Here is a 24,544-nt window from a genome sequence, read left to right as displayed (position 1 = left end):
GTCGCCCGCCCCGTCGGACGGCGGCCGTCGGGTCCCGTCCGGAGCGGTCCGGGGGCGCGCGGCAGCGCCGGCACCGCCGACGGCACGAGAACCCACCGGAGACAGACCGACTCCCCACAGACTCGAGGAAGTTCAGGCAACTCGACGAGGAGCCCCGCATGGCAGGCATCGACATACGGCCGGACACGCACGACGAGCCCGCGCGCGACGAGAGCCGCGAGCAGATCTCGCAACGACTGCTGGAGTCCTCGGAGATGCTGTCCTACGACCCCGTCACCGAGGTCGACTGGCAGACCCCACTGGACAAGGATTTCCACGGTGCGAGCCCGGAGTGGAGCACGCTCTACGGCACCGCCTACTGGGACGAGCTGACCGATGCCCAGCGCAAGGAGCTGACCCGCCAGGAGGCGGCGTCGGTCGCCAGCACGGGCATCTGGTTCGAGATGATCCTCCAGCAGATGATCCTGCGGGACCTCTACGCGAAGGACCCCACCGACGCCCGTTTCCAGTGGGCGCTGACGGAGATCGCCGACGAGTGCCGGCACTCGATCATGTTCGCCCGCGGCGCGGCGAAGCTGGGCGCCCCGGCGTACCGCCCGCGCCGCGCCGCGATCGAACTGGGCCGCGGATTCAAGACGTTGGCGGTCGGCGAGGCCGCGTACGCGGCGATCCTGGTGGCCGAGGAGGTGCTCGACGTGATGCAGCGCGACTGGATGCGCGACGAGCGGGTGGTGCCCTTCGTGCGCACCATCAACAACATCCATGTCGTCGAGGAGTCCCGGCACATGAAGTTCGCTAGGGACGAGACGCTGCGGCAGATGCGCCGCGCCGGCCCGATCCGCAGGCGGTTCAGCGCGCTGGTCATCTCGATCGCCGCGTATGTGATCGTCACCAGCATGGTGAGCCGCGACGTGTACCGCAACGCGGGTCTGGACGAGAAGCGCGCGCGTTCCGAGGCGGCGGCCAACGAGCACCACAAGTCGATGATGCGATCCAGCTGCGCGGGCCTGATGGAGTTCCTGGCCTCGGCCGGGCTCCTGACCAAGCCGGCGCTGGTGTTCTACAAGCGGGCCCATCTCATCTGAGCCCACCCGCCCCTGCCCGCCGGACCGACCGACCCTGCCCGCCCGACCGCCGCCGGATCGTCCGACCGATCCGGTTCGTTCGGCCCGCCCCGGCGGTCCCGGCTGCCCGCGCGGCAGCCGGGACCGGCCTGCGGCGAGCACCCCACCGTCCGCGTACGGGCACGCCCGCACCATCCCACTCCGCGTGCTCGTACGCGCCCCGCTCCGGCGCCGCCCCACGCACCCGCGACCCGACGACGCACACCCCCGACGAGCCCGAACGCATTCGGCCGGGCCTGACACAGAGACGTTGAATCATGGCCTACGCGATCACCCAGACCTGCTGCCAGGACGCCACCTGTGTCGCGGTGTGCCCGGTCAACTGCATCCACCCCACCCCCGAGGAACGGGCGTTCGGCAGCACCGAGATGCTGCACATCGACCCCCGGGCCTGCATCGACTGCGGTGCCTGTGCGGACGCCTGCCCGGTGGACGCGATCCTCCCGGTGCCGGCGCTGCCCAGCAGCCAGCGCGAGTACGCGGCCCTCAACGCGGCCTACTACGAGCCGAGTTCGACCGAGTCGTCACCCGACGCCGCCACCACGCCCACCGCGGAAGCCACCGCCGAAACCGCTGAAACCGCTGAAACCGCTGAAACCGCCGTACCCGCCGAAACCGCCGCGCCCGGGGCCCGCACGCCCGAGCCCGCACCCGCCGCCGACCCCTCGCCGAACTTCCACCACTGGGGCGCGCCGCGCTTCGACCGCGTGCTGCCCGCCGACTTCGGTCCGCTGCGCGTCGCGGTCGTGGGCACCGGCCCCGCCGGGATGTACGCGGCCGAGGATCTGCTGCTGCACACCAACGCCGAGGTCACGCTGATCGACCGGCTCCCGATGGCCGGCGGGCTGGTGCGCTACGGGGTCGCACCCGACCATCCGTCGACCAAGAAGGTGGGCGAGTCCTTCGCCCGGTTCCACGACCACCCCCGGACTCGGCTGCGGCTGGGCGTCGAGATCGGCGAGGACCTCAGCGTCGAGGAGGTGGCCGCGCACCACGACGCGGTCGTCTACGCGGTGGGGGCCTCGGACGCCCGCAGCATCGGGATACCCGGCGAGCAGCTGGCCGGGAGCGTCGCCGCCACCTCGCTCGTCTCCTGGTACAACGCCCATCCGGACGCCGAACCGGACGCGGGTGCCGCGGTGTTGGCGGCGGAGCGCGTCGTCGTGGTCGGCAACGGCAATGTGGCGCTGGACGTAGCCCGACTGCTGGTCGCCGACCCGGACGCGCTCGCGGCCACCGACATCGCCGGTCCGGCGCTGGCGGCGCTGCGCAACGGGCGGGTGCGGGAGGTCGTGCTGCTGGGCCGCAGGGGCCCCGAGCACGCGGCGTACACCGCCTCGGAGTTGCTGGCACTGAAGCATCTTCCGAACGTGGATCTGGTGGTCGACGACCACGATGCCCGCATCGGGGCGACCATCGACGGCGCGGCGCCCTCCGACCGTGCCGCCGTGCTGGCGGACGTGGCACGCGAGCGGGTGGACTGGTCGCGCGCGCCCGGCGAGGGCCGCCGCCGAATCGTGCTGCGCTTCCACTCCGCTCCGGTCGCCGCGCTGGGCGAGGACGCCGTACGGGCGGTGCGCGCCACCGGCGCCGAGGCCGAAGTCGACCTGCCCGCAGGGGCGTTGGTGCGTGCGGTCGGCTACCGGGGCAGGCCGCCCGCCGGGCTCCCCTTCGACGAGGACAGCGGTACGGTGCCGCACGAGGCCGGCCGGGTGGCGGACCGGCCGGGGACTTATGTGGTGGGCTGGATCAAGCGCGGCCCCTCCGGCGGCATCGGCGCCAACCGCGTCTGCGCCGCGGAGACGATCGGCACGCTGCTGGCCGACGCGATCGCCGGCCGACTGCCCGAACCCCGCGGCAGCGCACGGGCGTTCGCCAGACTGGTACGGCGCCGTGCCCGGCGCACCGTGAACGCCCGGGGGCTGGCGGCCATCCACCGGGTGGAGCTGGCCGCGGGTGCGCGGGAGGGCCGCTCACGGGTCAAACTGGCCACCGTCGAGGCGCTGTTCGCCGCCTCGCGCAGAGGACGGCTCCCCCTGGGCCGCTGACCCGGCCCACCTGAGCAAGGCCCACCTGCACCCGGCCCACCTGCACCCGGCGGCCTGCACGGGCAACGGCGCCCGGCGGCGCCCGCGCGCGCTCAGCCGAGCACAAGCCCGCCCACGAGCACCGAGGCGGCGTTGGTGGTGAGCGCGGTCGCGTACGGGAGCACCCCGCTCAACCGCAGCCACCGGCGCAGCAGCAGGGCCTCGACCAGGCAGACGGCCGCTTCGGCGGTCAGGACGAGCAGCAAGTAGGGTGCTGCTCCGTCGTGCCCGGCCGTGCTCAGGAACCACCACAACGGCGGGTGCGTCACCAGGTTGACGAGGACGGCCGCAGCCAGTGCCCGAGCCGCCGGAACGGGGCTCGTCCGGGTCAACACCGCTGTGCAGAGCGGGACTTCGACCAGCAGGGTGAGGCCGAGAGCCAGGGCGTAGGGCACGGGTGCGATCGTGCCACGGGAGAGGTGGCGCGATGCGCACGGACCGCACACCGCCGACTCCCCTGCCGACCGGGGCAGTCGGACCGCCGGGCGACGCCGCGCCGCCGTCACTGCCGTCAGCGCCGGACCAACGGCCCCCGGCGCCCGGGCAGAACGCCTCCGGGAAAACCGTCTCCGGGCAGACCGCGTCCGAAGAACCGGCGCCCGGCACGGTCGCGCTGTGCGCGTTCGTCGCCGCGATCTCGGTCGCGCTCGCGCTGGCGCTCCAACTGCCCGCCGCCACCACGGTGTTCGGGCTCGCCCTCTTCGGGCTGCTGCACAACGTCACCGAACTGCGCTACGTACTGGGCCGGTTCGGCGGCGTACTGGCAGGGCCGTTGCTGAAGCTGCTGCTGGCGCTCTGCACCGGCATCGTGCTCTGCCGGGCGGTCCCCGCGAGTGAGCTGAGCCGGGCGGCCGAGATCTGCCTGGCCTACGGGCTGTTGGGCCTCGCCTGCCGGTACGGGCTGCGCGGCCGTCCGATGCTGCTGACCGGCGCCTGTGCGGTGCTGGGCCTCGCGGCGGCCTGTTCGCTGGCCAACCCGGCGCACCACTTCGTCGTACTGACGCATCTGCACAATCTGGTGCCGTTGCTCTTCCTGTGGGAGTGGTCGCGCCAACTGGCCCGCGGGCGGCGGCTGTTCCGCGCGCTTCAGCTCGTCTGGGTGGTGGTGCTCCCGCTGCTTCTGCTCCTGGGCGCCCTCGACGGCCTGCTGGCGGAACGGAGCGCGGAGACCGACCGGCTCTCCGCCGCGCACACCCCGCCCGCCTGGACGGATTCGCCGGTCGCGCTGCGGTTCCTGGCGGTGTTCGCGTTCCTCCAGACGATGCACTACGTGGTGTGGGTGTGGTTCCTGCCGCGCTACGCGCCCGCGGCCACCGCCTCGTTCGAGCGGCGGGTGCCGGTACTGCGCGGCGTACGCGTCTGGCTGCTGGGGCTGGCCGGTACGGTCGCGCTGGCGGCGCTGTTCGCGAGCGACTACGCGACCGGCAAGCAGCTGTACGCGGCGGTGGCGACGTACCACGCGTACCTGGAGTTCCCGGTGCTGCTGACGCTGGTGCTGGGACTCACCGCCCAGGCCCACACCCGGGCACCCACCCGCACCCACGCCGACACGCACCACACCCATCGCACCCACCGCCCGCCGCCGGACGACCCGCACACCGCCGACCCGCGACTGCGCACCTCCGAACTCCGGTCCGGGGGTGGCGGCACCGGTCCGGAACCGCCACCCCCGGACCGTCCCGAACGCGACCAGAGAGAAGGCCGACCGACATGCTGACGATCCGACTGACCGACGTCGCCCCGCCCGAACCGGACGGCGGTTCCGGCACCTCGGTGCTCCTGCTGCTGGCCGGAATCGCCCTCGTCGCGGGGGCGGTGACGCTGGCGATCGTGCGCTATCGGCGCAGCCAGGAGTCCGGTGGCCGCGGGCCCACCGACGGCAGCGGCGGGCGCCGCAGCCCGGAGGAGGGGGACGGCCCCCGCTGAGCCCTCGGCCGAGGTCCCGCCGGACGTTCGCCGGCCCTGCGGAACACGGGCCCGTGCCTCTGTACGGCTGGCCCTCTCCCCCATACGGATCCCGGACGCGACGCAGCGGATGCGGGCGGCGGGAACGCGCAGGAAGGTGGGCCGGTGGCGCGTGCGGCAGCCCCGTGCGCGCCGCCGAGGCCCGCCCGACGCAGCGCATCCGAGGAGAGATCACATGCCCGCAGCCCGCCGTACCCTCCACCGTCCGCGAGCGCTGCGCAGGGCGGGGACCGCCCTCGTCGCCGGCGCGGCTGTGCTCGCGCTGCTGCCCGCGGGCAGTTCGGTCGCTCGGCAGCACGTCGCCGCGGGCCCGGCGGAGGTCCCGCGCGAGGCGCTGAGCTGCACACAGGTCAGCTCCGGCCGGCTGTGCCTGCTGATCACCGAGACCGGCCACCGAGGAACGATCAAGGTCACCTACCAGCGGGACGCCGACCGGGCCTCCCGACCGGGCAGCCTTCTCTACCAACGCGTCGCCCCGGCCGACACCGGCGCCCAGAGCAGCCCGACCGCCGCGAACACGGGCAACGCCGAGAACTCCGAGAATTCCCAGAACACGGCGGACTCCCAGAACGCTGCGGACTCCCAGAACACAGCGAACGCCGAGAACACGGCGAACACGGCCGCGCCCGTCCCGACCGTCGTCGCCAGTCCGCATCTGGAGACGCTGGACGCCGGGCAGAAGCACGAGTTCGGCACCGCGACGACGATCCGCCCCGGCTGCTACCGGGCGGGCGTCGTCGAGGACGGCTACGAGCCGGAGTGGGGCGGCAGGATCTGCGTCTGAGCAGCGCGCACAGAACGAGGGCGGGGCACCCATACCCTGGTGCCCCGCCCCACTGCTCTACTGCTTCCCTGCTCTTCTCCCTCTTCCGGTCTTCTGCTCTCTCCGCTCCCACTGCGGCGAACTTCCGACGCGCTGCCGGGTCCACCGGCAACCGCCGCGGGCCGCGAACGGCCCTGTGATCAGCCGGCGTTGGCCGCCTTGATCAAACCTTCCTTGGTCACCGCGCCGACGTAGACGCTGCCGTCGTCCGTCAGCAGCGCGTTGACGACCTTGGTGCCGACGACCCGGCCCTTGCCGAAGTCGCCCTCGACGCGGTCGGTGTAGGCGTCGAGCAGCTTGCCCATCCGGCCGCCCTCGGGCAGCTCCTGCGCCTTCTCGCCCTTGGCCGACTCGGGCGCCTCCATCACCAGCACGGTGTTCCAGCCCTTGCCGAGGACCTTCAGACCCTCGGGGTGCTTGCCGTCCTTGGCGTGCTTGCCGTCGAGCAGCGCGTCGATGCCGGGGAACTCCTCCAGCCCGGGGAGGGAGCCCAGCGCGTCGCCCGGCTCCGGGCGGTGCTTGGCCAGCTCCTCCTCGTCGATCACGGTGGTGCCCTTGGGCGGCGTGAAGTCGAAGGTGGAGGCCGCCGGCTTGCCGAAGTCGACGTCCTGGAAGGCGACTTCACCGATCGGGTCGCCACCGCCCCTGGCGTCCAGGGTGACCTTCAGCGGTACGCCGTTCTCCGCGTCCACCGCGATGCGCAGTGCGTCGATGGTGGAGTCCGGTGCGCCCTTGGGCTTGACCGCCAGCTGGTAGGCGTCGCGGTCGGCGACCCTGGTGGTGCCCTGCACCGACACGGTGGTGGTGTCCTCCAGCCGGTCCAGCAGCTCCTTGGCGAGCTGCTGGGGGTTGGCGCCCTTGGGCAGCGCGTCCTCGGGCGCGCCCTTGCGGTCGGCCCCGTCGGGGGCCTCGCCGCGGAACGCCGTCTTCGACTCGCTGTCGTAGCCCCACACCGAGCCGTCGTTGTGCACCATCGTGTACGAGCCGCGGTCGCCCTTGAGCGTCGCGCGCTGCTTCTCCGGGCCGTCGACGGCCACGTCGACCGTGTGCTTTCCGGTCAGCAGCGAGGCGAGCCTGGCGGAGGCGTCCACGTCGCCGGCGGCGCTGTCACCGAGAGAGGGGTCGCCGCTGGGCAGCATGTCCTGGAGGGAGCCGCCCGGCAGGCCGAGGTCGGCCCGGGTCTTGACGGTGCCGGAGAAGTGCTCGACGTCCGACTCGGCGATCTTCGCCACCAGTTCCTCGGCGGACAGGGACGGCAGATCGGGGTCGCCGTTGTCGGCGAGCGCCGGGACGAGCCCGATGCTCGCCACCGCCACCGTCAGCACCGCCACCGGCACGGCGTACCTGGCCGCGCGACGCCGTGGACGTGGTGCCGCGGCGTCCGTGGAGCCGGTCGTGTCTTCCGTACCTGTCATCTGAGTTGACCTCCGTATCCGGGCGACGTCCACCCCTGCGCTCGCCCGTACGACCCACAATCGTGCGGGGTGGTACTCACCATGGCACCAGAATCGGCGGCGGTGCGCGTCAGCCCCCGGTCGCTCATGGCTACCCCTTGGGGATGATCCCGACTCCCCCACCCGTAGGGGTCGGCCTCCGGGTCGGGCCCGGAGACCGCGCCCCGCACACCGCCCCACGCCGTCCGTTCGACGCTCGTCGGCGGCGTCAGCGTCGACACTCGGCGTCGACACTCGGCGTCGGCTTCCGGAGAGAGGAACGTCACGAACCCGCGTACGCCACGCGGGTGTTGGCGGTGGCGCGGACGCCGCCGGGCTCCGCCCGTGCACGAGCCCGGCCGCACGGCGCGCACTGCCGCGGGGCTCGGGCCCGCGCCCCGTCCGCGAGGCCCGGCCCGCGCCGTACGGCCCGCGTACGGCGCACACCGGCGGCTCGTACGGCTCGTACGGCTCGTACGGCCCGGACGGCGGGTCTCAGCCCGCGCGGTGCACCACGGCGTCGCAGAGCAGGGAGAGCGCGTCCTTGGCCGGGCCCTCGGGAAGCGGGGCCAGCGTCTCGCGGGCGCGTTCGGCGTGGTCGACGGTGTCCTTGCGGGCGCGGTCGAGCGCGGCGTGTCCGCGCAGGCTCACCAGGACCTCGTCGAGCAGGCCGTCGTCCGAAAGATCGCCGTCGATGCGGGCGAGAAGCTCCCGGTCCCCGGCGGAACCGCTCTCGCGCGCCATGGCCCGCAGATGCAGTATCGGCAGGGTGTCCACGCCCTCGCGCAGATCGGTGCCCGGGGTCTTGCCGGACTCGCGGCTCTCGCTGGCGATGTCCAGGATGTCGTCGGCGAGTTGGAAGGCGATGCCGATGCGCTCGCCGTACTGCGTCAGCACACTCACGACCTGCTCGGGCGCGCCGGCCAGCATCGCGCCGAAGTGGCAGGCGACCGCGATCAGCGAACCAGACTTGCCCGCCAGGACCTCCAGGTAGTGGTCGATCGGGTCCTGACCCTCGCGCGGGCCGACGGTCTCCTGCATCTGACCGGTGACCAGCCGCTCGAAGGCGTCGGCCTGGACGGTCACGGCCTCGTCACCGAGGTCGGAGAGGATGCGCGAGGCGCGGGCGAAGAGGAAGTCGCCGGTGAGCACGGCGATCGAGTTGTCCCAGTTGGCGTTGGCGCTCGGGACCCCGCGGCGCACATCGGCCTCGTCCATGACGTCGTCGTGGTAGAGCGTCGCGAGGTGCGTCAGCTCCACGACCACGGCGGCCGGTACGACTCCGGGGGCCTGCGGGTCGCCGAAACGCGAAGCGAGCAGGGTCAGCAGCGGACGGAAGCGCTTGCCCCCGGCCAGCACCAGATGTTGGGCCGCTTCGGTGAGGAACGGCACATCGCTCTTGGTCCCCGCGAGCAGGGACTCCTCGACAGCAGAGAGCCCGGCCTGAATGTCGGCTTCCAGGGCCTGGTCCCGCACGGTCAGCCGGAATGGCTCGACGACGGCCACGAGATCTCCTGTCTGCAGTGTTGCTCAGCTGGTCAGCGCCCTTTGAGCTGGTCAAGGACTCATAGGGCGGCATTGTTCACCATTACGGGCAGCGTAACCGGTCACCTCCGGATCACCGCAGGCGCGTCCCTCGATAGCCTGTGCCCGGTCCCGACCGGCGACGACCTCGAAGGCGAGGGCAGTACCCCATGTCAGCAGCGAACCTGCTTCAGGTACCCGAAGAGCACCTTTTCGGACGCGACAATCTGCCCTACGGGCTGTTCAGCACCGATGTCGAGAGCCGCCGGAGGCTGGGCGTCCGCTTCGGCGACGCCGTCCTCGACCTCGGTGGCGCCGCGAGCGCGCTGGGCTCCCCGCACACCGAGGTGCTGTGCGCCGACAGCCTCGGCCCGCTGCTCGCCTCGGGGCTGACGGTGTGGCGGGAGGTGCGCGCCGAGCTGCGCGGCTGGCTGCACCCGGACGCGGGCGAGGAGATCCACGACCGACTGCTGCCGCTGCTGCGTCCGCTGGCCGAGGTCGAACTCCACCTGCCCTTCGAGGTCGCGGACTACGTCGACTTCTACGCCAGCGAGCACCACGCCACCAACGTGGGCCGCCTCTTCCGTCCGGACGGCGAGCCGCTCACCCCCAACTGGAAGCATCTGCCCATCGGTTACCACGGCCGCGCCGGCACGGTGGTGGTCTCGGGCACCGACGTGGTGCGTCCCCACGGCCAGCGCAAGGCGCCGACCGAGGAGGTGCCGAGCTTCGGCCCGTCCCGTCGGCTGGACATCGAGGCCGAGGTCGGCTTCGTCGTCGGCACCCCGACGCGGCTGGGGCAGTCCGTGCCGCAGTCGCGGTTCCGGGAGCACGTCTTCGGCGTCTGCCTGCTCAACGACTGGTCCGCGCGGGACATCCAGGGCTGGGAGTACGTGCCGCTGGGCCCGTTCCTGGGCAAGTCCTTCGCCACCTCGGTGTCGGCCTGGGTCACCCCGCTGGACGCCCTGGACGCCGCCCGCACCTCGCCGCCCGAGCGAACCCACGCCCTGCTGCCGTACCTCGACGACAGCGGGGACGACGTCGAGCGGGCCGGCCTCGACCTGCGGATCACGGTGACGCTCAACGGCGAGGTCGTCGCCGAACCCCCGTTCGCGGCGATGTACTGGACGGCGGCGCAGCAACTGGCGCACATGACGGTGAACGGCGCGTCGCTGCGCACCGGCGACCTCTTCGCCTCCGGCACCGTCTCCGGCCCCGAGAAGCACCAGCGCGGCTGCCTGCTGGAGCTGACCTGGGGCGGCCGGGAACCGCTCCAACTCCCCTTCGGGCAGCGGGCGTTCCTGGAGGACGGCGACGAGGTGACGCTCACCGCCTGGGCACCCGCGGCGAACGGCCGACGGCTGGGCCTCGGCGAGGTGACCGGCCGCATCGTCGGCGGCGCGTAACACCCGACAAGCCCGCCGCGGGCGGCTGCCCGACAGCCGCCCGCGGCGCGCACCGCCCCGCGCCCACGGGCACGGCTCTCCGGCACGGGGCGATCCTCGCGGGCGACCCGCCGGGAAAAGTGGTTGCGCCCCCGCGTCTCCCGACCAAGGGTCGGCACATGAGCGACAGCGCACTGACGAGAGCCAACACCTTCCTCGCGGACTTCGCACGAGCGGGCGCGGGCGAAGTCGTCGACGTGCCCGGCGGGTTCGCGGCGCTCAACGAGCGGTATCCGCACTCCCGGGCGGACAACCAGCTCGTCGTCGAGGGCGATCCCTCTCCCGAGGCCCTGCTGCGCACCGCCGAGACGGCGCTCGGCCATCTCCCGTACCGGCGCCTCTGTGTGCTCCGGGAGGAGACGGCGGACGCCTGCCGGGAGGCGCTGCTGCACGCCGGCTACGCCCACGAGCCGCTGCTGGTGATGCGTCACACCGGTGCGTCGCCCGCACCGCGGGGCCGGCGGGCCGAGACGGTGGACCTCGACTCCCTGCGCGAACCGGTCGCCGCCTTTCTGCGCGAACTGCTGCCGGCCGGCACCGACGAGCAGGTGGTGCGCGACCTCGTCGAACGCCGTGCCGCACGCGAATCCGCCGCGCCGGCGGTGGAGTTCCTCGCCTCGCGGGCCGAGTCCGGCGAGCCGGCCGCCTGGGCCGACCTCTATCTCGACCCGGCCCGCGGTGTCGCACAGCTGGAGGACCTGGTCACGCATCCGGCACACCGCAGACAGGGCCACGCCGACGCCGTCCTCGCCACGGCTCTGCACCGGGCCTCCGAGGCCGGCTGCGGGCTGCGCTTCCTGCTCGCCGACGAGTCCGACTGGCCCCGACACTGGTACCGCCGAAGGGACTTCACCGTCATCGGCCGGTCCCACACCTTCGAGCGGATCGACGACACCGCCTCCGAGGCCCCCGCCACCCCCGACACCGAGCGGAACTCGCACGCCGAGCGCGGCCCGGACGCCGAGCGGACCTCGGACACCGAGCGCGGCCCGGACGCCGAGCGCGGCCCGGGGTCAGCGGTCCGGGAGCGCCGGTGACGGCGCAGGCGCGTCGGGCGGTGGCCGAGCTGTACCCGGACGCCCGCGGCGCGGTGCTCGGCGGTTCGGCGGCGACGGGCCTGGCTGGAGCGGGCAGCGATCTGGACATCGGGGTGCTGCTGCCGGAGGGCCACCCCAGCGGGCGCGAGGTGGTGCGGCACGAGGGCCGGCAGGTGGAGGTCTTCCGCAACGCGATCGCCGAACTGCCCGGCTTCTTCGAGTGGGACCGCGGGCGGCGGCGGGCGACCGTGGTGTTCCTGTACGCGGAGGGCCTGACGCTCACCGATCCGTACGGGCACGTCGCCCGGGCCCGGGAACGGGCGCGGGCGGTGCTGGAGTCCGGGCCGCCACCGCTGAGCGAGGACGAGTGGCAGTTGGGCCGGTACGTGCTGACCTGCCGGCTGGACGATCTCGGTGACGCGGACCCCGCCGAGCGCTTCGAGCAACTGGCCCTGGCGGACGCCCTGTTGCGGGAGGCGGCACATCTGCTGACGGCACACCACCGGGCCTGGACCGGCATCGGCAAATGGCTGCCCCGCAGGCTGCTCGCCGCAGACCCGGCGCGCGGCGGAGCGCTGCTGAGCGGCCACCGGGTGCTCGCGGAACGGGCCGATCCCGCCCCGCTCCTGGAGGCCGCCCACGAGCTGCTCGACCTGGTCGGCGGCCCGCTGCGGGAGGGCTACCGGCACACCTGGACCCGCTGAACCGACCCCCGACACCCGAGCGCCGCCCGCCCGCTTCTGCGCACGCCTGCCCGCCCGTACGTACGCGCGCCGAGCGGACTCCGGCCGTGCGCCGTGCGGCTGCCGCGCCGCGTGACCGGCCGCCGTGCCGGGCGGGTCGGCCGGCCGCCGTGCCGGGGCGGGTCGGGCCGCCAACCGGCCCTGGCGGGGCGCCTGTTGCGCACGGGGTGCACGGAGCCCGCGCCGCGGAAGCGGGAAACTCCGCACCGGAACGTCGCGAATGCGGCACGATCGGCGCGGAGCCCGTACGAGTCCGCAGGAGTCCGTACCGATGAGGCCCCGTACCGATGAGATCGAGGAGCAACCGGATGCGTGCCACGAGGATCGCCGAACTGAGCGACCTGCCGGAGTCCCGGCCCGCGTACGCCCTGGTGGCGAACGTCGACCTGGTCGTCGTGCGCCTGCCGGCCCGCAGCGGCGCGCCGGCCGGGGACGGTCGGGACGGCGACGGTCGGGACGGCGGCGGGTCGGCCGGTGGCGGCTCCGCCTCCGACCGGCCGGAGGTCGCGGTCATGTACGGCCGCTGCCGGCACCGCGGGGCGCTGATGTCGGACGCCGAGGTGTACGGGGAGCGGCTGGTCTGCGGGCTGCACGGCTCGACGTACGACGTTCGCACCGGCCTCAACACCCATTACAAGGGCGCCGATCTGGAGCGCTTCACCTCCTGGACCGAGGACGGCGGCGTCTGGGTCGACGAGGAGGAGATCGCCGCGTGGGAGAGGACGAACCCGCAGCACTTCCGCCGCGACCGCTACCAGGGCACCTACGCGGACCTCAAGGGCACGCCCGACGAACCGCACGTCGGCGAGATCCAGAAGCTCGCCGCGACCGGCCTGACGCGGGTCGGGCACCACGGCGCGATGGCGGCGATGGGCGTGCCGCGTTCCCAACTGCCGTCCTGGGACGACCTCCAGTTCGTCACCGCCCAGCTCGCGGTGCCGCCGCTGCTGGACGAGGACGCCGTCGGCACCGAGGTCGTGATCGGCCCGGGCGCGCGTCGCCCGCTGCGGCTGGAGATCCCGCTGATGGTCTCCGACATGAGCTTCGGTGCGCTCTCCCAGGAGGCGAAGACCTCGCTCGCCAAGGGCGCCGAGCTGGCGGGCACCGGCATCTGCTCCGGCGAGGGCGGCATGCTGCCGGAGGAACAGGCCGCCAACAGCCGGTACTTCTACGAGCTGGCCTCGGCCCGCTTCGGCTACTCGCCGGAGAAGGTGGCCCGCTGCCAGGCGTTCCACTTCAAGGGCGGTCAGGCCGCGAAGACCGGCACCGGCGGCCATCTGCCCGGCCACAAGGTCACCGGGCGGATCGCCGAGGTCCGCGGACTGGCGGAGGGCGAGGCGGCCGTGTCGCCGGCCCGCTTCCCCGATCTGACGACCGTCGCGGACTTCCGCGAGGTGGCGGCAGAGGTGCGGGAGGTGACGGGCGGCGTCCCGATCGGCTTCAAGCTCTCCGCCCAGCACATCGAGGACGACATCGACGCGGCGCTGGACATCGGCGTCGACTACGTCATCCTCGACGGCCGCGGCGGCGGTACGGGCGCGGCGCCGCTGCTCTTCCGCGACAACATCTCGGTGCCGACGATCCCCGCGCTCGCGCGGGCCCGCCGCCATCTGGACCGGCGCGAGCGCGACGACGTCAGCCTGATCATCACCGGCGGACTGCGGGTGCCGGCCGACTTCCTGAAGGCGCTGGCGCTCGGCGCGGACGCGGTGGCCGTCTCCAACTCCGCGATGCAGGCGATCGGTTGTGTCGGAATGCGCGCCTGCCACACCAACAAGTGCCCGGTGGGCATCGCGACCCAGGACCCGCATCTGCGGGAGCGGCTGCCGGTCGACGAGGGGGCGGAGCGGCTGGCCCGTTTCATGACCTCCTCGGTCGAGCTGATGCAGGTGATGGCACGCGCCTGCGGCCACGACCACCTCGGGAAGCTCAACAGACACGACCTCGTCGCCTGGAAGCGGGAGATCGCCGATCTGGCGGGCGTCGCCTACGGCGGACCGGCCGACTGACCCGGGCCCGTGCGCGGGACGGGCGGCCCGCTCGCCCCGCGCACGGGCCGCTGCCGGCCCCTCTGTCCGGCCCCTCTGCCCGGCCCCTGCCCGGCCCCTGCCCGGCCCGTTTCCGGGCCCGACGGGGCGCGTACGCACGCGCTCGTGCGGGCTCGTACGCGCCCGGCCGGGCCGGTGGCGGGCGGGGGAAAACCGGTTGCCGCCTGTGCGGGCGGCTCCGTAGCGTGCCCGCCATGAGTGTCTTCGCGCTGATCAGGATGCGCCGCTTCTAGCGGCGGGTCCTTCGCGCACACCCTGAGGGAACCGCCGCCTGCGTGAGTCAGCGCCGGGCGGGCGATCAGTGCTGCCCGGCTCACCACAGAGCCGCGGAGACCTCCCATGCGTACCCACCGACCGGGCCGGCACGAGCTCGGACAGAACTTCCTCGTCGACCCCGCCGTCATCGGCGACCTCCTCGACGCCGTCGCGGCAACCTCCGGCCCGCTGGTCGAAATCGGCGCGGGGGACGGCGCGTTGACGCTGCCGCTGGAGCGGCTGGGCAGACCGCTGACCGCCGTCGAGATCGACGACCGCCGCAGCGCACGGCTGCGACGCCGCACCACAGCGTCCACCGCGGTCGTCACCGCGGACTTCCTGGAGTGGCCGATGCCCCGGACGCCCCATGTGCTCGTCGGGAACCTGCCGTTCCACCGGACCACGGCGATGCTGCGGCGGGTGCTGCACGCCCCTCGGTGGACCGACGCCGTGCTGCTGCTCCAGTGGGAGGTGGCGCGGCGCCGGGCGGGTGTGGGCGGCGCGACGATGATGACGGCCCAGTGGTGGCCCTGGTACGAGTTCCGCCTGCTCCGCCGGGTGCCGGCCGCCGCGTTCCGGCCCCGACCGGGCGTCGACGGCGGGCTGTTGACGGTCACCCGCCGCACTGTGCCGCTGGTGCCGGACGCCGAACGCGAGCGCTACCAGGAGTTCGTACGACGCGTCTTCACCGGCCGCGGACGCGGACTCGCGGAGATCCTCACCGCCGCTGGGGACGGTGTGCCGGTCCGGCACGTACGGTCCTGGTTGGGCCAGCAGCGCCTGGCGCCGACCGCACTGCCCAAGCACCTCTCGGCACGGCAGTGGGCGGACCTCTTCCCACTGGTCTGCCGCCGGCCCGCGCCGCCGGAACCGTCCCGGCGCACATCGTCACCGCAGTCCCCATCGCCGCAACCCACGTCCCGGCAGCCCCAGCCCCGGCAATCCCAGTCCCGGCAATCCCGGTCCGGGCAATCCCAGTCCCGGCAGCCCCGGTCCGGGCAACCGCCGTTCACGCAGCAGCCCCCTTCGCGGCAGCCCCCTTCGCGGCAGTCGACCTCGCGGCAGTCGCCGGGCGGGGCTGCGGGCGGGGGTGCGCGCTACGAGGCGCGGGGCGGCCGACCGGGCCCGCGCACCGGCAGGGGCAGGCGGCGCCGGTAGCAGAGCTCCAGCTCGTCGGGCGGCGTGCCGGTCGGCGGAGTGTGCGGATCGTGGTGCCAACCGTGGTCCTCGTAGAAGGCCCGGGCGGAGACATTGCGCTCGTAGACCCAGAGCACCGCGGCACGCACCCCGTTCTGCGTCCAGCGGCCGAGCGCGGCGTCCATGAGCGCTCGGCCGACACCGTGCCGCCAGTGGCGCGGGTGGACGTAGAAGGCGTACAACTCGCCCGCCGGAAGCGTGTGCTCCGCCGCCGGCGACGGTTCGTGCCCCGGTTGCCGCTCCGGCCCGGACTCCGGCGAGGGCTCCGCCACGGCCGCCGGCCCGGTGTCGGCGGCGGAGTCGGCGCCGGCGGGGGTGCGGTACGGCACGGGGGCGCGCTCGGGGCCGAGGGCGGCGAAGCCGAGCACCTCGCCCCTGGCGCCCTCCGCCACCAGGACCTGCTTCCCGCTCTCCCGCGCACCGCCGATCACGCCGTGCCACAGCTGCTCGGCCCGTACGAGGCTGAGCCCGGCCAGCTCGGCGGGCGGCAGGATGTGGGCGTACGCGGCCCGCCAGCCGTCCACCTGAACCACCGCGATACCGCCCGCGTCAGCCGGAACAGCCGACCTGACCAGCACACCCGGCCCACGCCCGGCGACCCGCAACTCCCCTGCCGCAGGGGCGAGTCCGGCCGCCGGGTCGGCCCTGGTGCGGCCTGCCTCGGACCGTGCGTCTGCCGCCGTGTCGGCCGGAGTGCGGGCCGTTCCGGGCCGGGTTTCGGGCCGGGTTTCGGGCCGGGCTTCGGGCCGGGGCCCGACGGACGCCCGCTCCCCGGGACGGTCCTGGTTCCGGTCCGCGCCGTGCTCCACAGTGGTCGCCCCCGCTCAGGCCCGACCGAGCCGCGCGAGCCGCAGATGCTGCTCCGCGGTGAGCGGCAGGGATGCCGCGGCGACGTTCTCCTCCAGATGCGGCACCGAGGACGTGCCGGGGATGGGCACCAGAACGGGAGAGTGCGCGAGCAGCCAGGCGAGCGAGACCTGAGCGGCGGTGGCGCCCAACTCCTGTGCCACCGCGGCGATTTCGGCTGCCGCCTCCGCTCCGGCGCCGGGCAGTTCGCCGGGGGTGGCCTCGGCGACCGGGCGCCAGGGCAGGAAGGCGACACCGGCCGCCTCGCACGCCTCCAACACCGGCTCGTGCTCCCGGTGCAGAACGCTGTAGCGGTTCTGCACACTCGCGATCTCGGCGTGCCGACGGGCCTCGTCCAGCTCGGCGACGCTCACTTCGGACAGCCCGATGTGGCCGATCTTGCCGGCCCGTTGAAGATCGGCGAGTGCCCCGACCTGGTCGGCGATCGGCACCTGCGGGTCGAGGCGGTGAAGCTGGACCAGCTCCAACCGCTCCACGCGGAGCCTGCGCAGCCCTTCGTCGACCTGACCGGGCAGCACCTCGGGCCGGGCGTCCTGGGCGATCTCGCCCACCGGACTCTCCTGCCCGGTGCCCGGTTCGGCCCGGACGATGCCGACCTTCGTGGCGATCAACAAGCCGTCGGGGTAGGGGTGCAGCGCCTCGGCGAGCAGCTCCTCGTTGGCGCCCCAGCCGTACATGTGGGCGGTGTCGACGAAGTTCACGCCCAGCTCCACCGCCCGCCGCGCCACCGCAAGCGCCTCGGCCCGCTCGGGGCCCTGCTCGGTCGGCAGCCGCATGGCACCGAATCCGAGCCGCCGCACTTCCCGCTCACCACCGATCCGGAAGGTCGCCCCCGGCTGTTCCACCGCCCGACGGCCCGCCTCCACCGGCTCTCCCGCGGTCGGCTGCTGCCCGGTTGTCGAATGCTGTCCCGTTTCGTCCGTCACAACAGCGCACGCTAGCAAGGAGCGCTGACACGACGCGGTCACCGCGAAAGCGAGAGCGCTCAGCCCAACTGCCGCACCGACATCAGCAGATGGCGGTGCACCCCGAGCAGGAACCGGGAGGTGCCCGCCACCGGCGCCGGCTGTCGACCACGAGTGCGGGACGGCGCTGCGTCACCGCGAGACGGTTGGTTCGACCCGCGACCTGCGTCACCGTGTCGTTCTGCCGGACCACGACGTGTCGGCGAGGCTTTCCAGAGCTGCGTGGACTTCCTGTCGCGTCGGCGGGCTTTCGGCAGGGGCATCGTGGACGGACGCGGCACGCAGTCCGTCCAGAAGGAAGGCGACCTGGCGGCGCCACGCGTTCGGGGCCGCCTCGACGGTGGCTCGTGCCAGCAGCGCGTTGGCGGCGAAGGCGAACACCAGGTCAGCGTTGGTGAAGTCGCGGCGGAGAGCGCCGGCCTCGTGGGCCCGTTCGACGATCTGCCGGGCAGCGTCCATGGTGTGGCGGCACGCGGCCATGAGGCGTTCGGCACCGGGATAGCGACCGCTGATCACGTCGGCGACGGCGGGGTCGGCGGCCTGGAGTTCACAGAGCTTCTCGACGTAGTGCGCGAAGCCCGCCCAGGCGTCTTCGACGGACAGCGCCTCTTCGGCCACCTCGTTCAGACGATGTGCCGCCCGATCGGCCACCACCTCGTCGATGAGCGTCTCGCGCGTGCCGAAGAGGTTGTAGAGGGTGCCGTGGCTCACTCCCGCCCGTCTGGCGATCTCCTTGAGCGGCACCTGAAGGCCGCGCTCCCGGAAGAGCTCCGCAGCTGCCGCCCGCAGCTTGTCCGCATTGCGTTGCGCATCCGCCCGCATACCAGCCCCTTCCCCGCTCTGTCACCACCTTCCGGGCCCTGCCCACCCAGACAAGTTGACCCTTCGGTCAATCTACATGCTACCGTCGAAGACCAAGTTGACCACTCGGTCAACTTAATCGATCAGGAGGCCTCGCATGTCACGAGTGATCGCCGTACTCGGCGCCGGCACCGGCCTCGGCACCTCTCTCGCCCGCCGCTTCGGCCGTGAGGGTTTCCGAGTCGCCCTGGTGGCACGCCGACAGGAACAACTGGACGCCATTGCCCGGCAGTTGACGGAGGACGGCATCGAGGCGGCCGGTTTCCCGGCCGACCTGTCGCGCCCCGACGAGGTACCGACGCTGATCGCGGCCATCCGCGACCGATTCGGCCGCATCGACGTCGTCGAGTACGGGCCGTTCAGCACCGACCAGGGCTTCGCCCCGGCCGCCGAGACGGACGCCGCCACCCTCCGGAGGGGCCTCCCGCTGTTCCTGCTGACCCCGGTGGAGGTGGTGCGCGCCGTCCTGCCGGAATGGACCGAGCGCGGAGACGGTGCCTTCCTCCTGACCACCGGGGCGACGGCCGTTAACCCCGTACCTCGACTCAGCGGACTGGCCCCCCTCGGCGCCGCCGCCCGCAACTACCTTCACTCGCTCCACGGCGAACTGGCCGAGGCGGGCATCTACGCCGGCACTCTCTCCGTGAACGCGACGATCGCCCGCAGTGAGCTGAGCGCCTTGATCGCCCGCGCCGGGACCACCTCGGGGTTTCCGGTCGTCGACCCCGACGACCTCGCCGAGCAGTACTGGGACATGTACACAGAGCGAAACCGGGTCGAGCAGCTCCACCCGGAAACGCCATGACACCCGACGCACGGAATCAGCGGGCGGACCGAGGCCCAGCCGCTGGTGGGTCCGCGGTCGCTACAGCCAGGGGCCCGGTATCGCGCGGTAGGGACGCGTCACCGTCTCGCGGTAACTGAGGTGCTCCGGGCGGTGCTTGAGGTGCGTGGGGACCCAGGCGGAGGAGAGGTCCGGATCGGTCGACTCGGGCCCGGTCGCGCCGCAGACGCAGCAGGCCATCGCGAACGTGATCGGCTCGGCGTCCGGCTCCAGGTCCGCGGTGACGGTGAACGAGCGGTAGCGGCGCCGCTGCCCGCTCATCGCAGACGCCCCAGGCTCTCCAGGTGGGCCCGCACCGTGTCGCTCAACTCCGCGACCAGCGCGGCGAGATCGGCACGTACGGCCTCCGGCGACGCCGGCCCGCCCGCACGGGTCGCGCCCGTGTCGGCGTCCGGCCCGGCGCTCGGGGCGCGGGCGGCGTCCTCGGTCTCCGCCCCGGAGGCGGGCGCGCCTTCTCGCGGGGCGTCCTTCGGCCCGGTGGGGAGGTTGACGTCGCTCACCGTCCGACCACCCGCAGATGTACGGCGGCCTGGTGGCGGCGCAGCAGCACCACGCAGTCCGAGGCGCGGGTGCGGTCACCGGCGGCGCGAGCACGGGCGCGCTCGGCACGCCACCTCGCGCATTCGGGACAGGGCGAGGGCGGCCTGCCCGACGGGGAGACGGGTTCGACGCCGGTCATCGCGGCACACTTCCTCGGCGCATGACATCGGCAAGCTGAATGCCCAGTTCCGGGCCTCGGAAACCGGGTTCCCGCAGCACGGCCGTCCCGCCCTCCGCGGAACTCCACACATACGGGTCAACTCTCGGTCCACGACGTGCGGAACCGATGGGGCGCGGTGCGGCGCGGAGCACGTTCACGGCTCCGTCAGCAGTGGTCAGCAGGCCGCAGGCGATCACGGCAACTCCTTCGACGTGATGGAAGACAGAGGTATTCATTGCCCTCCGTACTGTTTCCCTCACACCATGCGTTCAGTCCCCGTACCGTGGGAAGGGGGCGTGGGTTGACAATCCATCGGTCAACGGGAGGGCAAGTGCCGAAGGCAGAACGGGAGCCGTACTCCGAGGAGTTGCGCGCCCGCAGGGAGGAGGCAGGACTCACTCAAAAGGAGTTGGCGGATCTGCTCGCGGTTCACTCTTCCCTCGTCGCTCACTGGGAGGCGGGCAGACGCATGCCCGGTCCTCGGGACGCCTCCCGACTCGATCAGACCCTGAAGACCGGCGGCACGTTCGTCAGGTTCCTCAGAAAGGACGATTACGCAAGGCGCTTCGAACGCGTGGCAACAGCAGAAGCCCATGCGACTCGTATCGAGGAGTACGCCCCGGTACTCGTACCCGGCATCCTCCAGACCAGGCCGTACGCGCTGGAAGTGCACCGATCCGCACAGTTCTCCTGGAGGCCCGAAGAGCTTGACACTCTCATTGTCAATCGGATGAATCGGACCAAGATCCTCGAACAGCAACACCCACAGCTCTGGTACATCCTGTCCGAGGCTGTTCTGCGCACTGTGGTGGGAGGTCCCGCCCTGATGGCCGAACAACTCGCTCACATCGCGGCGTTGACGAGAGTGGGCCGCATCGGACTTCAGGTGATGCCCTTCTCCGAAGGAGCACACGCCGCCATGGACTCCCTCGTGACCCTGATGAAGTTCGACAACGCGCCTGAACTGGCCTATGTCGAGGGCGTGCACACCAACATGGTGGTCGATGCAGACGAAAGCTACCGCGTGCAAAAGTGCCGCGACGCCTATGATTTGACGCGGTCCTCAGCACTGTCGCCCAGGACCTCTCTGCACTTCCTCGAATCCGTGACGGAGGAGTACCGAAGCCATGAACGTTCCCGCTCAGATCAGCCTGCGCGCCTGGCGCAAATCCAGTTACAGCAGCGGTAACGGCGGCTCCTGCGTCGAGGTGGCGGACGGATACGACGTGCTGCCCGTGCGCGACAGCAAGACGCCCGACGGGCCCGTACTCACCTTCCGGCACACCGACTGGACCGCCTTCGTCACCGCCCTGCGCAGCCACGACCTGCACTGAGGCTCCGGCCGGCCCGACAGCCCGCGGAACGCCAACGGCCGCCTACGGCAGGGGTTTTCGCACCTCTGCCCGGAGGCCGTGAAGCGCCCACAGCCCGTACGCGGCGAACAGCGGTTTGGCGAACAGCCATTCACCGGGGCGGTAGTCCTCGGCGCGTACCAGTTTCTCCGCGAGGTCGGGGCGCTGCCGCAGCAGATACGCACGGGCTTTGAGCGCGTGAGCCGGCTGGGAGACGATTTTGATGCGGTCCGCCTCCTCCAGCAGCGGGATCACATTGGTGATGTTCTCCCATGTCGTCGTGGACCGGTCCTCCAGGAGCACAGTGCCGTTGAATCCGAGCTCCGACCGCGCGTATTCGGCCATCAGTTGAGCCTCGGTGGCCGCACTGCCGCTGGTCGCGCCACCGCTGAAGATCAAGCGGGCATCCTCTGCCTGGTCAGCTTCGAGGGAACGAATACCAGCGCGGACCCGCCACCGGTTGATGAGGTTCGCCCTAGTCCGGGGGTTCCGATAACCGCAGACCACCACAGCGGTGGAGGCGCCCCGGCTGTTTCCCACGAGCATCCGGGACCAACGCCGGTTCAGCCACTCGCTCACCGCCAGAACCGCAATCCCCGTCGCCACCAGACCCGTTGCTGCGCGTCTCATTCGCAGACTCTAGCGTCGGTGACCGAGCTGGACAGAGCTGCGGATCGGAAGGTTGCGGGTTCGAATCCTGCCGAGCGCGCACGGTATGAGCAGACCGGAGGCCCTGCACCGGAAAGACGGTGCGGGACTTCTTTCGTGATCCCGCACAATCTCTGACGCCCGCCCAACGATCCCGTTCCGCCGAGCAGTTGGGCCTTCTCCAATCCCGACCCCGACCCCGACCCCGACCCGGGCACGGGCCGCCGGACGGCCGGGGCAGCCGGTGCGGAGGTGTCACACCCGTCCCCAACGGGCCATCGCGAAGGAGAACGCGCCGAACAGCGCGAGCCCGACCGCGACCGCCACCAGGAGCCATGGGCCCACCGGGGTGTCGGTGAAGGCCCGCAGGGTGTCGTCCATGCCCTTGGCCTCGTCCGGGTCGAAGTCGAGCGCCGCCTTGATCGCGAAGACGCCCGTCGCGCCGAGCACCAGCCCCTGGGCGATCCCGCCGGGCACCCCCAACAGGTCGACCAGCTTCCGCTGCCAGGGCGACATGCGCGACCGGTGCATCTCCTCGTGGTACTTGCGCATCCCCGCCTTGACGGCGACCACGACTCCGCCGATGACGAAGCCCGCGCCGACCGCGCCGACGATCCACTGGCCGAACGGCATCTCCAGCGCACTGGCGGTGCCGTCCTTGGACTGCTCGTCGCTGGAGCCGCTGCCGGAGCCCCCCAGGGCGAACGTCACCGCCGAGTAGGCGATGACCGCGTACAGGACGAAGCGACCGGCGGAGAGCCCTCGCTTGTGCGCCTTGTGCCCGTCCGGGCCGGCGGCGCCGAACAACGCCTCGGACAGCCGCCACAGCGCCATCCCGACCAGACCGACCACCAGGGCCCAGAGCAGCGCCATGCCGAACGGCTGCTCCGCGACCTGCGCCAGCGCTCCTCCGCGGTCCGCCTGTTCGCTCGAACCGCCGAACGCGATCTGCACCGACAGCAGCCCGATCACCAGGTAGATCGCCCCGCGGGCGGACAGGCCGGCCCGCGCCGCCGCTGTCATCGCGTCGCTGTTCGCGGCGCGCCGCGCGGTGGCCTTGCCCTCGTCGACGGTCGAGGTCACTGTTCCCATGGCGTCCGCCTCCTCGTGCGCGGGCGGTGCGCCTCGCACAGCGACCGCCTGCCCCGAACGGACGATCGAAAACAGCGTCGCCGCCGGTCGGAGCGGTGCCAACGTCCGCCGGACGCGGGCGGATTCGACATCGGGACCACGACGGCCACCGCCACATCACCGAACGGTCGAGCTCCTGGCCGCTCTCGCCCCGAGCTCGGGCGACTCGGTTGCGTCGGAGCCGTGCCGTGCGGCAGCTGCCGCGTCGGGCCTGTGGCGGATCCGCCCGCCGCACGGCCCGGGGCTCAAGTCGTGGGGGTCGGGCGCCTTCTCAGAGGAATGGGTGGTGGGTCCTACCCGCCCACCCTCCCCAACTGCCGCACTCAGCAGCGCATATGGCACTCAGTGACGGAGTTGCCACACGGGGTGGAGTGGGGTTACTTTCTGACCAACAACTGCAAATAGGACGACCCCGACAGGTGCTACCAACACCGTGCCGGGGTCTGACCACCGAGATCGCAAACCAAGCAGAAGGACCGATCCCAATGGCTGTGGCCCAGCTTATCTGTGAGCTGCCCGCCGACACCTGTCCGAAGGCCGCTCCCGGCTTCGGAAAGCGTGCCGTACCGGGCCAACACCGCGACGCCGACCCGCACTTCGGGCACCTCCCGCCCCGCGAGGCAAGCATCGCCAGCTACCTCGACCGCCTCCCCGAAGGCGCCGACATCTCCGTCAAAACCCTCGCCCGCACGACCCCGTACGGCCAGTGCGCCCTGCGCACCGCCCTGCGCCTGATCTCCGAAGCCGGACATCTGCGCCGCACCCGCGAAACCGTCCTCGGCACCGACGGCTCCTACCACCACATCACCCGCACCCACTTCTCCCGCACACCGCGCCCCGACAGCTGGTGGGAGGCGTACACCCGCGGCGAACACCCCACCGACGCGACGGGAGCCGGCGGACACGCGGACACTGGCGCCGCCCCGCCGGGAGGTCGCCGCCGGACGGCCGACTCCGCGGCGCCGGCCAGGTCGCAGGCGTACCGGGTGCTGGCGGGCCTCGGGCGGACGGACCCGCGGCTCACGCTGGGTGCGGGCGAGTGCGCGGCGCTGGAGCCGCTGCTGCGGCAGTGGTTCGTGCGCGGCACCGGCGAGCAGGAGGCCGTACGGGTGCTGACCGCGGGGCTGCCGTCAACGGTCCACCACCCGGCGGCACTTGTCCGACGACGCCTCCACGACAAACTCCCACCCCACGCACCCGCACCCGACCCCACCGGCCCCCTCATGGAATGCACCCTCTGCCAGAAACCCGGCCGCCCCCACGCCCTCCCCGGCGGACTCTGCCGCACCTGCCGAGGCGAACCCACCCCACCACCACGCATCAACACCGAACACCACCGCGCCCAAGTCCAACGCGTACGCGAAGCCGCCGGATTCACCCTCCGGCCGGCGTTCGGACGGCTCGGCGGAGGCGCACCGCGGCCGGCCTGACGACGGAGGGTCGCCACGCGGTCACCCCGTGATCGCCAATGCGGGGGCTTGCGGCGACTTGCGGC

Annotated in this window: 24 protein-coding genes and 1 pseudogene; 14 read left to right on the top strand and 11 right to left on the bottom strand. The window is 72.5% G+C overall.

What is annotated here, in order from left to right:
• The first annotated feature begins 158 nt into the window (after positions 1-158).
• A complete protein-coding gene (locus MTQ01_RS11810; RefSeq protein ID WP_247489453.1) occupies positions 159-1,085 on the top strand; it encodes a diiron oxygenase in 927 nt (308 codons plus the stop codon).
• A gap of 296 nt (positions 1,086-1,381) precedes the next feature.
• A complete protein-coding gene (locus MTQ01_RS11805) occupies positions 1,382-3,172 on the top strand; it encodes an FAD-dependent oxidoreductase (protein ID WP_247489451.1) in 1,791 nt (596 codons plus the stop codon).
• A gap of 92 nt (positions 3,173-3,264) precedes the next feature.
• On the opposite strand, the gene MTQ01_RS11800 is transcribed toward MTQ01_RS11805, so the two are convergent.
• On the bottom strand, positions 3,265-3,606 hold the full coding sequence (locus MTQ01_RS11800) for a hypothetical protein (protein WP_247489449.1): 342 nt from the start codon (positions 3,604-3,606) through the stop codon (positions 3,265-3,267).
• A 32-nt stretch (positions 3,607-3,638) separates the two neighbouring features.
• Between MTQ01_RS11800 and MTQ01_RS11795 the strand changes: the two genes are divergently transcribed.
• The 3 genes from MTQ01_RS11795 (at position 3,639) to MTQ01_RS11785 (ending at position 5,960) form a co-directional block, all read left to right on the top strand.
• Positions 3,639-4,928, top strand: a complete 1,290-nt coding sequence (locus tag MTQ01_RS11795) for a hypothetical protein (RefSeq protein ID WP_247489448.1) — start codon at positions 3,639-3,641, stop codon at positions 4,926-4,928.
• Positions 4,922-5,137, top strand: coding sequence for a hypothetical protein (locus MTQ01_RS11790; RefSeq protein ID WP_247489446.1), 216 nt, complete (start codon positions 4,922-4,924; stop codon positions 5,135-5,137). The genes MTQ01_RS11795 and MTQ01_RS11790 overlap by 7 nt, the downstream gene beginning before the upstream one ends.
• 214 nt (positions 5,138-5,351) lie before the next feature.
• Positions 5,352-5,960: a hypothetical protein gene (locus MTQ01_RS11785; RefSeq protein WP_247489444.1), complete on the top strand. Its 609-nt coding sequence runs from the start codon at positions 5,352-5,354 to the stop codon at positions 5,958-5,960.
• 179 nt (positions 5,961-6,139) lie between these two features.
• Here MTQ01_RS11785 and MTQ01_RS11780 read toward each other — a convergent pair whose 3' ends face one another.
• Together MTQ01_RS11780 and MTQ01_RS11775 are read right to left on the bottom strand one after the other, a co-directional pair.
• Positions 6,140-7,414, bottom strand: a complete 1,275-nt coding sequence (locus MTQ01_RS11780; RefSeq protein ID WP_247489443.1) for a sigma-E factor regulatory protein RseB domain-containing protein — start codon at positions 7,412-7,414, stop codon at positions 6,140-6,142.
• 513 nt (positions 7,415-7,927) lie between these two features.
• Complete coding sequence (locus tag MTQ01_RS11775; RefSeq protein ID WP_247489441.1) at positions 7,928-8,938, bottom strand: polyprenyl synthetase family protein; 1,011 nt, start codon at positions 8,936-8,938, stop codon at positions 7,928-7,930.
• A 188-nt stretch (positions 8,939-9,126) separates the two neighbouring features.
• Between MTQ01_RS11775 and fahA the strand changes: the two genes are divergently transcribed.
• The 5 genes and pseudogenes from fahA to erm form a co-directional block, all read left to right on the top strand.
• The gene (fahA, locus tag MTQ01_RS11770) at positions 9,127-10,362 is read left to right on the top strand and encodes a fumarylacetoacetase (protein WP_247489439.1); all 1,236 of its coding nucleotides are present in this window, start codon (positions 9,127-9,129) and stop codon (positions 10,360-10,362) included.
• 158 nt (positions 10,363-10,520) lie between these two features.
• Entirely contained in the window at positions 10,521-11,438 is a 918-nt protein-coding gene (locus MTQ01_RS11765; protein WP_247489438.1) for a GNAT family N-acetyltransferase, read from the top strand.
• The gene (locus MTQ01_RS11760) at positions 11,435-12,142 is read left to right on the top strand and encodes a nucleotidyltransferase domain-containing protein (protein ID WP_247489436.1); all 708 of its coding nucleotides are present in this window, start codon (positions 11,435-11,437) and stop codon (positions 12,140-12,142) included. The genes MTQ01_RS11765 and MTQ01_RS11760 overlap by 4 nt, the downstream gene beginning before the upstream one ends.
• Positions 12,143-12,489: 347 nt before the next feature.
• A complete protein-coding gene (locus MTQ01_RS11755) occupies positions 12,490-14,190 on the top strand; it encodes a glutamate synthase-related protein (RefSeq protein WP_247489434.1) in 1,701 nt (566 codons plus the stop codon).
• Between the two features lie 378 nt (positions 14,191-14,568).
• Positions 14,569-15,321 (top strand): annotated as a pseudogene (erm, locus tag MTQ01_RS11750) (23S ribosomal RNA methyltransferase Erm); the annotation flags it as partial.
• Positions 15,322-15,581: 260 nt separating this feature from the next.
• Here erm and MTQ01_RS11745 read toward each other — a convergent pair.
• The 3 genes from MTQ01_RS11745 to MTQ01_RS11735 form a co-directional block, all read right to left on the bottom strand.
• The gene (locus MTQ01_RS11745) at positions 15,582-16,214 is read right to left on the bottom strand and encodes a GNAT family N-acetyltransferase (protein ID WP_247489429.1); all 633 of its coding nucleotides are present in this window, start codon (positions 16,212-16,214) and stop codon (positions 15,582-15,584) included.
• A gap of 291 nt (positions 16,215-16,505) precedes the next feature.
• Entirely contained in the window at positions 16,506-17,393 is an 888-nt protein-coding gene (locus MTQ01_RS11740; protein ID WP_308294395.1) for an aldo/keto reductase, read from the bottom strand.
• Between the two features lie 288 nt (positions 17,394-17,681).
• On the bottom strand, positions 17,682-18,335 hold the full coding sequence (locus tag MTQ01_RS11735) for a TetR/AcrR family transcriptional regulator (RefSeq protein ID WP_247489427.1): 654 nt from the start codon (positions 18,333-18,335) through the stop codon (positions 17,682-17,684).
• Between the two features lie 136 nt (positions 18,336-18,471).
• Here MTQ01_RS11735 and MTQ01_RS11730 point away from each other — a divergent pair, with 136 nt between their 5' ends.
• Positions 18,472-19,179, top strand: a complete 708-nt coding sequence (locus MTQ01_RS11730; protein WP_247489424.1) for an SDR family oxidoreductase — start codon at positions 18,472-18,474, stop codon at positions 19,177-19,179.
• A 60-nt stretch (positions 19,180-19,239) separates the two neighbouring features.
• On the opposite strand, the gene MTQ01_RS11725 is transcribed toward MTQ01_RS11730, so the two are convergent.
• Genes MTQ01_RS11725 through MTQ01_RS11715 form a run of 3 tightly spaced genes read right to left on the bottom strand, consistent with a single transcriptional unit; the run spans position 19,240 to position 19,897 of the window.
• Complete coding sequence (locus MTQ01_RS11725; RefSeq protein ID WP_247489423.1) at positions 19,240-19,479, bottom strand: hypothetical protein; 240 nt, start codon at positions 19,477-19,479, stop codon at positions 19,240-19,242.
• Complete coding sequence (locus MTQ01_RS11720) at positions 19,476-19,718, bottom strand: hypothetical protein (protein ID WP_247489422.1); 243 nt, start codon at positions 19,716-19,718, stop codon at positions 19,476-19,478. The genes MTQ01_RS11725 and MTQ01_RS11720 overlap by 4 nt, the downstream gene beginning before the upstream one ends.
• Positions 19,715-19,897: a hypothetical protein gene (locus MTQ01_RS11715; protein ID WP_247489421.1), complete on the bottom strand. Its 183-nt coding sequence runs from the start codon at positions 19,895-19,897 to the stop codon at positions 19,715-19,717. The genes MTQ01_RS11720 and MTQ01_RS11715 overlap by 4 nt, the downstream gene beginning before the upstream one ends.
• A 352-nt stretch (positions 19,898-20,249) precedes the next feature.
• Between MTQ01_RS11715 and MTQ01_RS11710 the strand changes: the two genes are divergently transcribed.
• On the top strand, positions 20,250-21,107 hold the full coding sequence (locus MTQ01_RS11710) for a helix-turn-helix transcriptional regulator (RefSeq protein WP_247489419.1): 858 nt from the start codon (positions 20,250-20,252) through the stop codon (positions 21,105-21,107).
• On the top strand, positions 21,046-21,252 hold the full coding sequence (locus MTQ01_RS11705) for a DUF397 domain-containing protein (protein WP_247489417.1): 207 nt from the start codon (positions 21,046-21,048) through the stop codon (positions 21,250-21,252). The genes MTQ01_RS11710 and MTQ01_RS11705 overlap by 62 nt, the downstream gene beginning before the upstream one ends.
• 42 nt (positions 21,253-21,294) lie before the next feature.
• Here the strand turns inward: MTQ01_RS11705 and MTQ01_RS11700 are convergent, their stop codons facing one another.
• Together MTQ01_RS11700 and MTQ01_RS11695 are read right to left on the bottom strand one after the other, a co-directional pair.
• The gene (locus tag MTQ01_RS11700; RefSeq protein WP_247489415.1) at positions 21,295-21,900 is read right to left on the bottom strand and encodes a YdcF family protein; all 606 of its coding nucleotides are present in this window, start codon (positions 21,898-21,900) and stop codon (positions 21,295-21,297) included.
• 273 nt (positions 21,901-22,173) lie between these two features.
• Positions 22,174-23,010, bottom strand: coding sequence for a DUF1206 domain-containing protein (locus tag MTQ01_RS11695; protein ID WP_247489413.1), 837 nt, complete (start codon positions 23,008-23,010; stop codon positions 22,174-22,176).
• 524 nt (positions 23,011-23,534) lie between these two features.
• On the opposite strand from MTQ01_RS11695, the gene MTQ01_RS11690 reads away from it, so the two are divergent.
• A complete protein-coding gene (locus tag MTQ01_RS11690) occupies positions 23,535-24,479 on the top strand; it encodes a hypothetical protein (RefSeq protein ID WP_247489411.1) in 945 nt (314 codons plus the stop codon).
• Positions 24,480-24,544 lie beyond the last annotated feature (65 nt).

Source organism: Streptomyces sp. XM4193, from assembly GCF_023072595.1.
Lineage (GTDB): Bacteria > Actinomycetota > Actinomycetes > Streptomycetales > Streptomycetaceae > Streptomyces.
The sequence above is the reverse complement of the archived record's forward strand: the minus strand, read 5'-3'. Positions and strand labels throughout refer to the sequence as shown.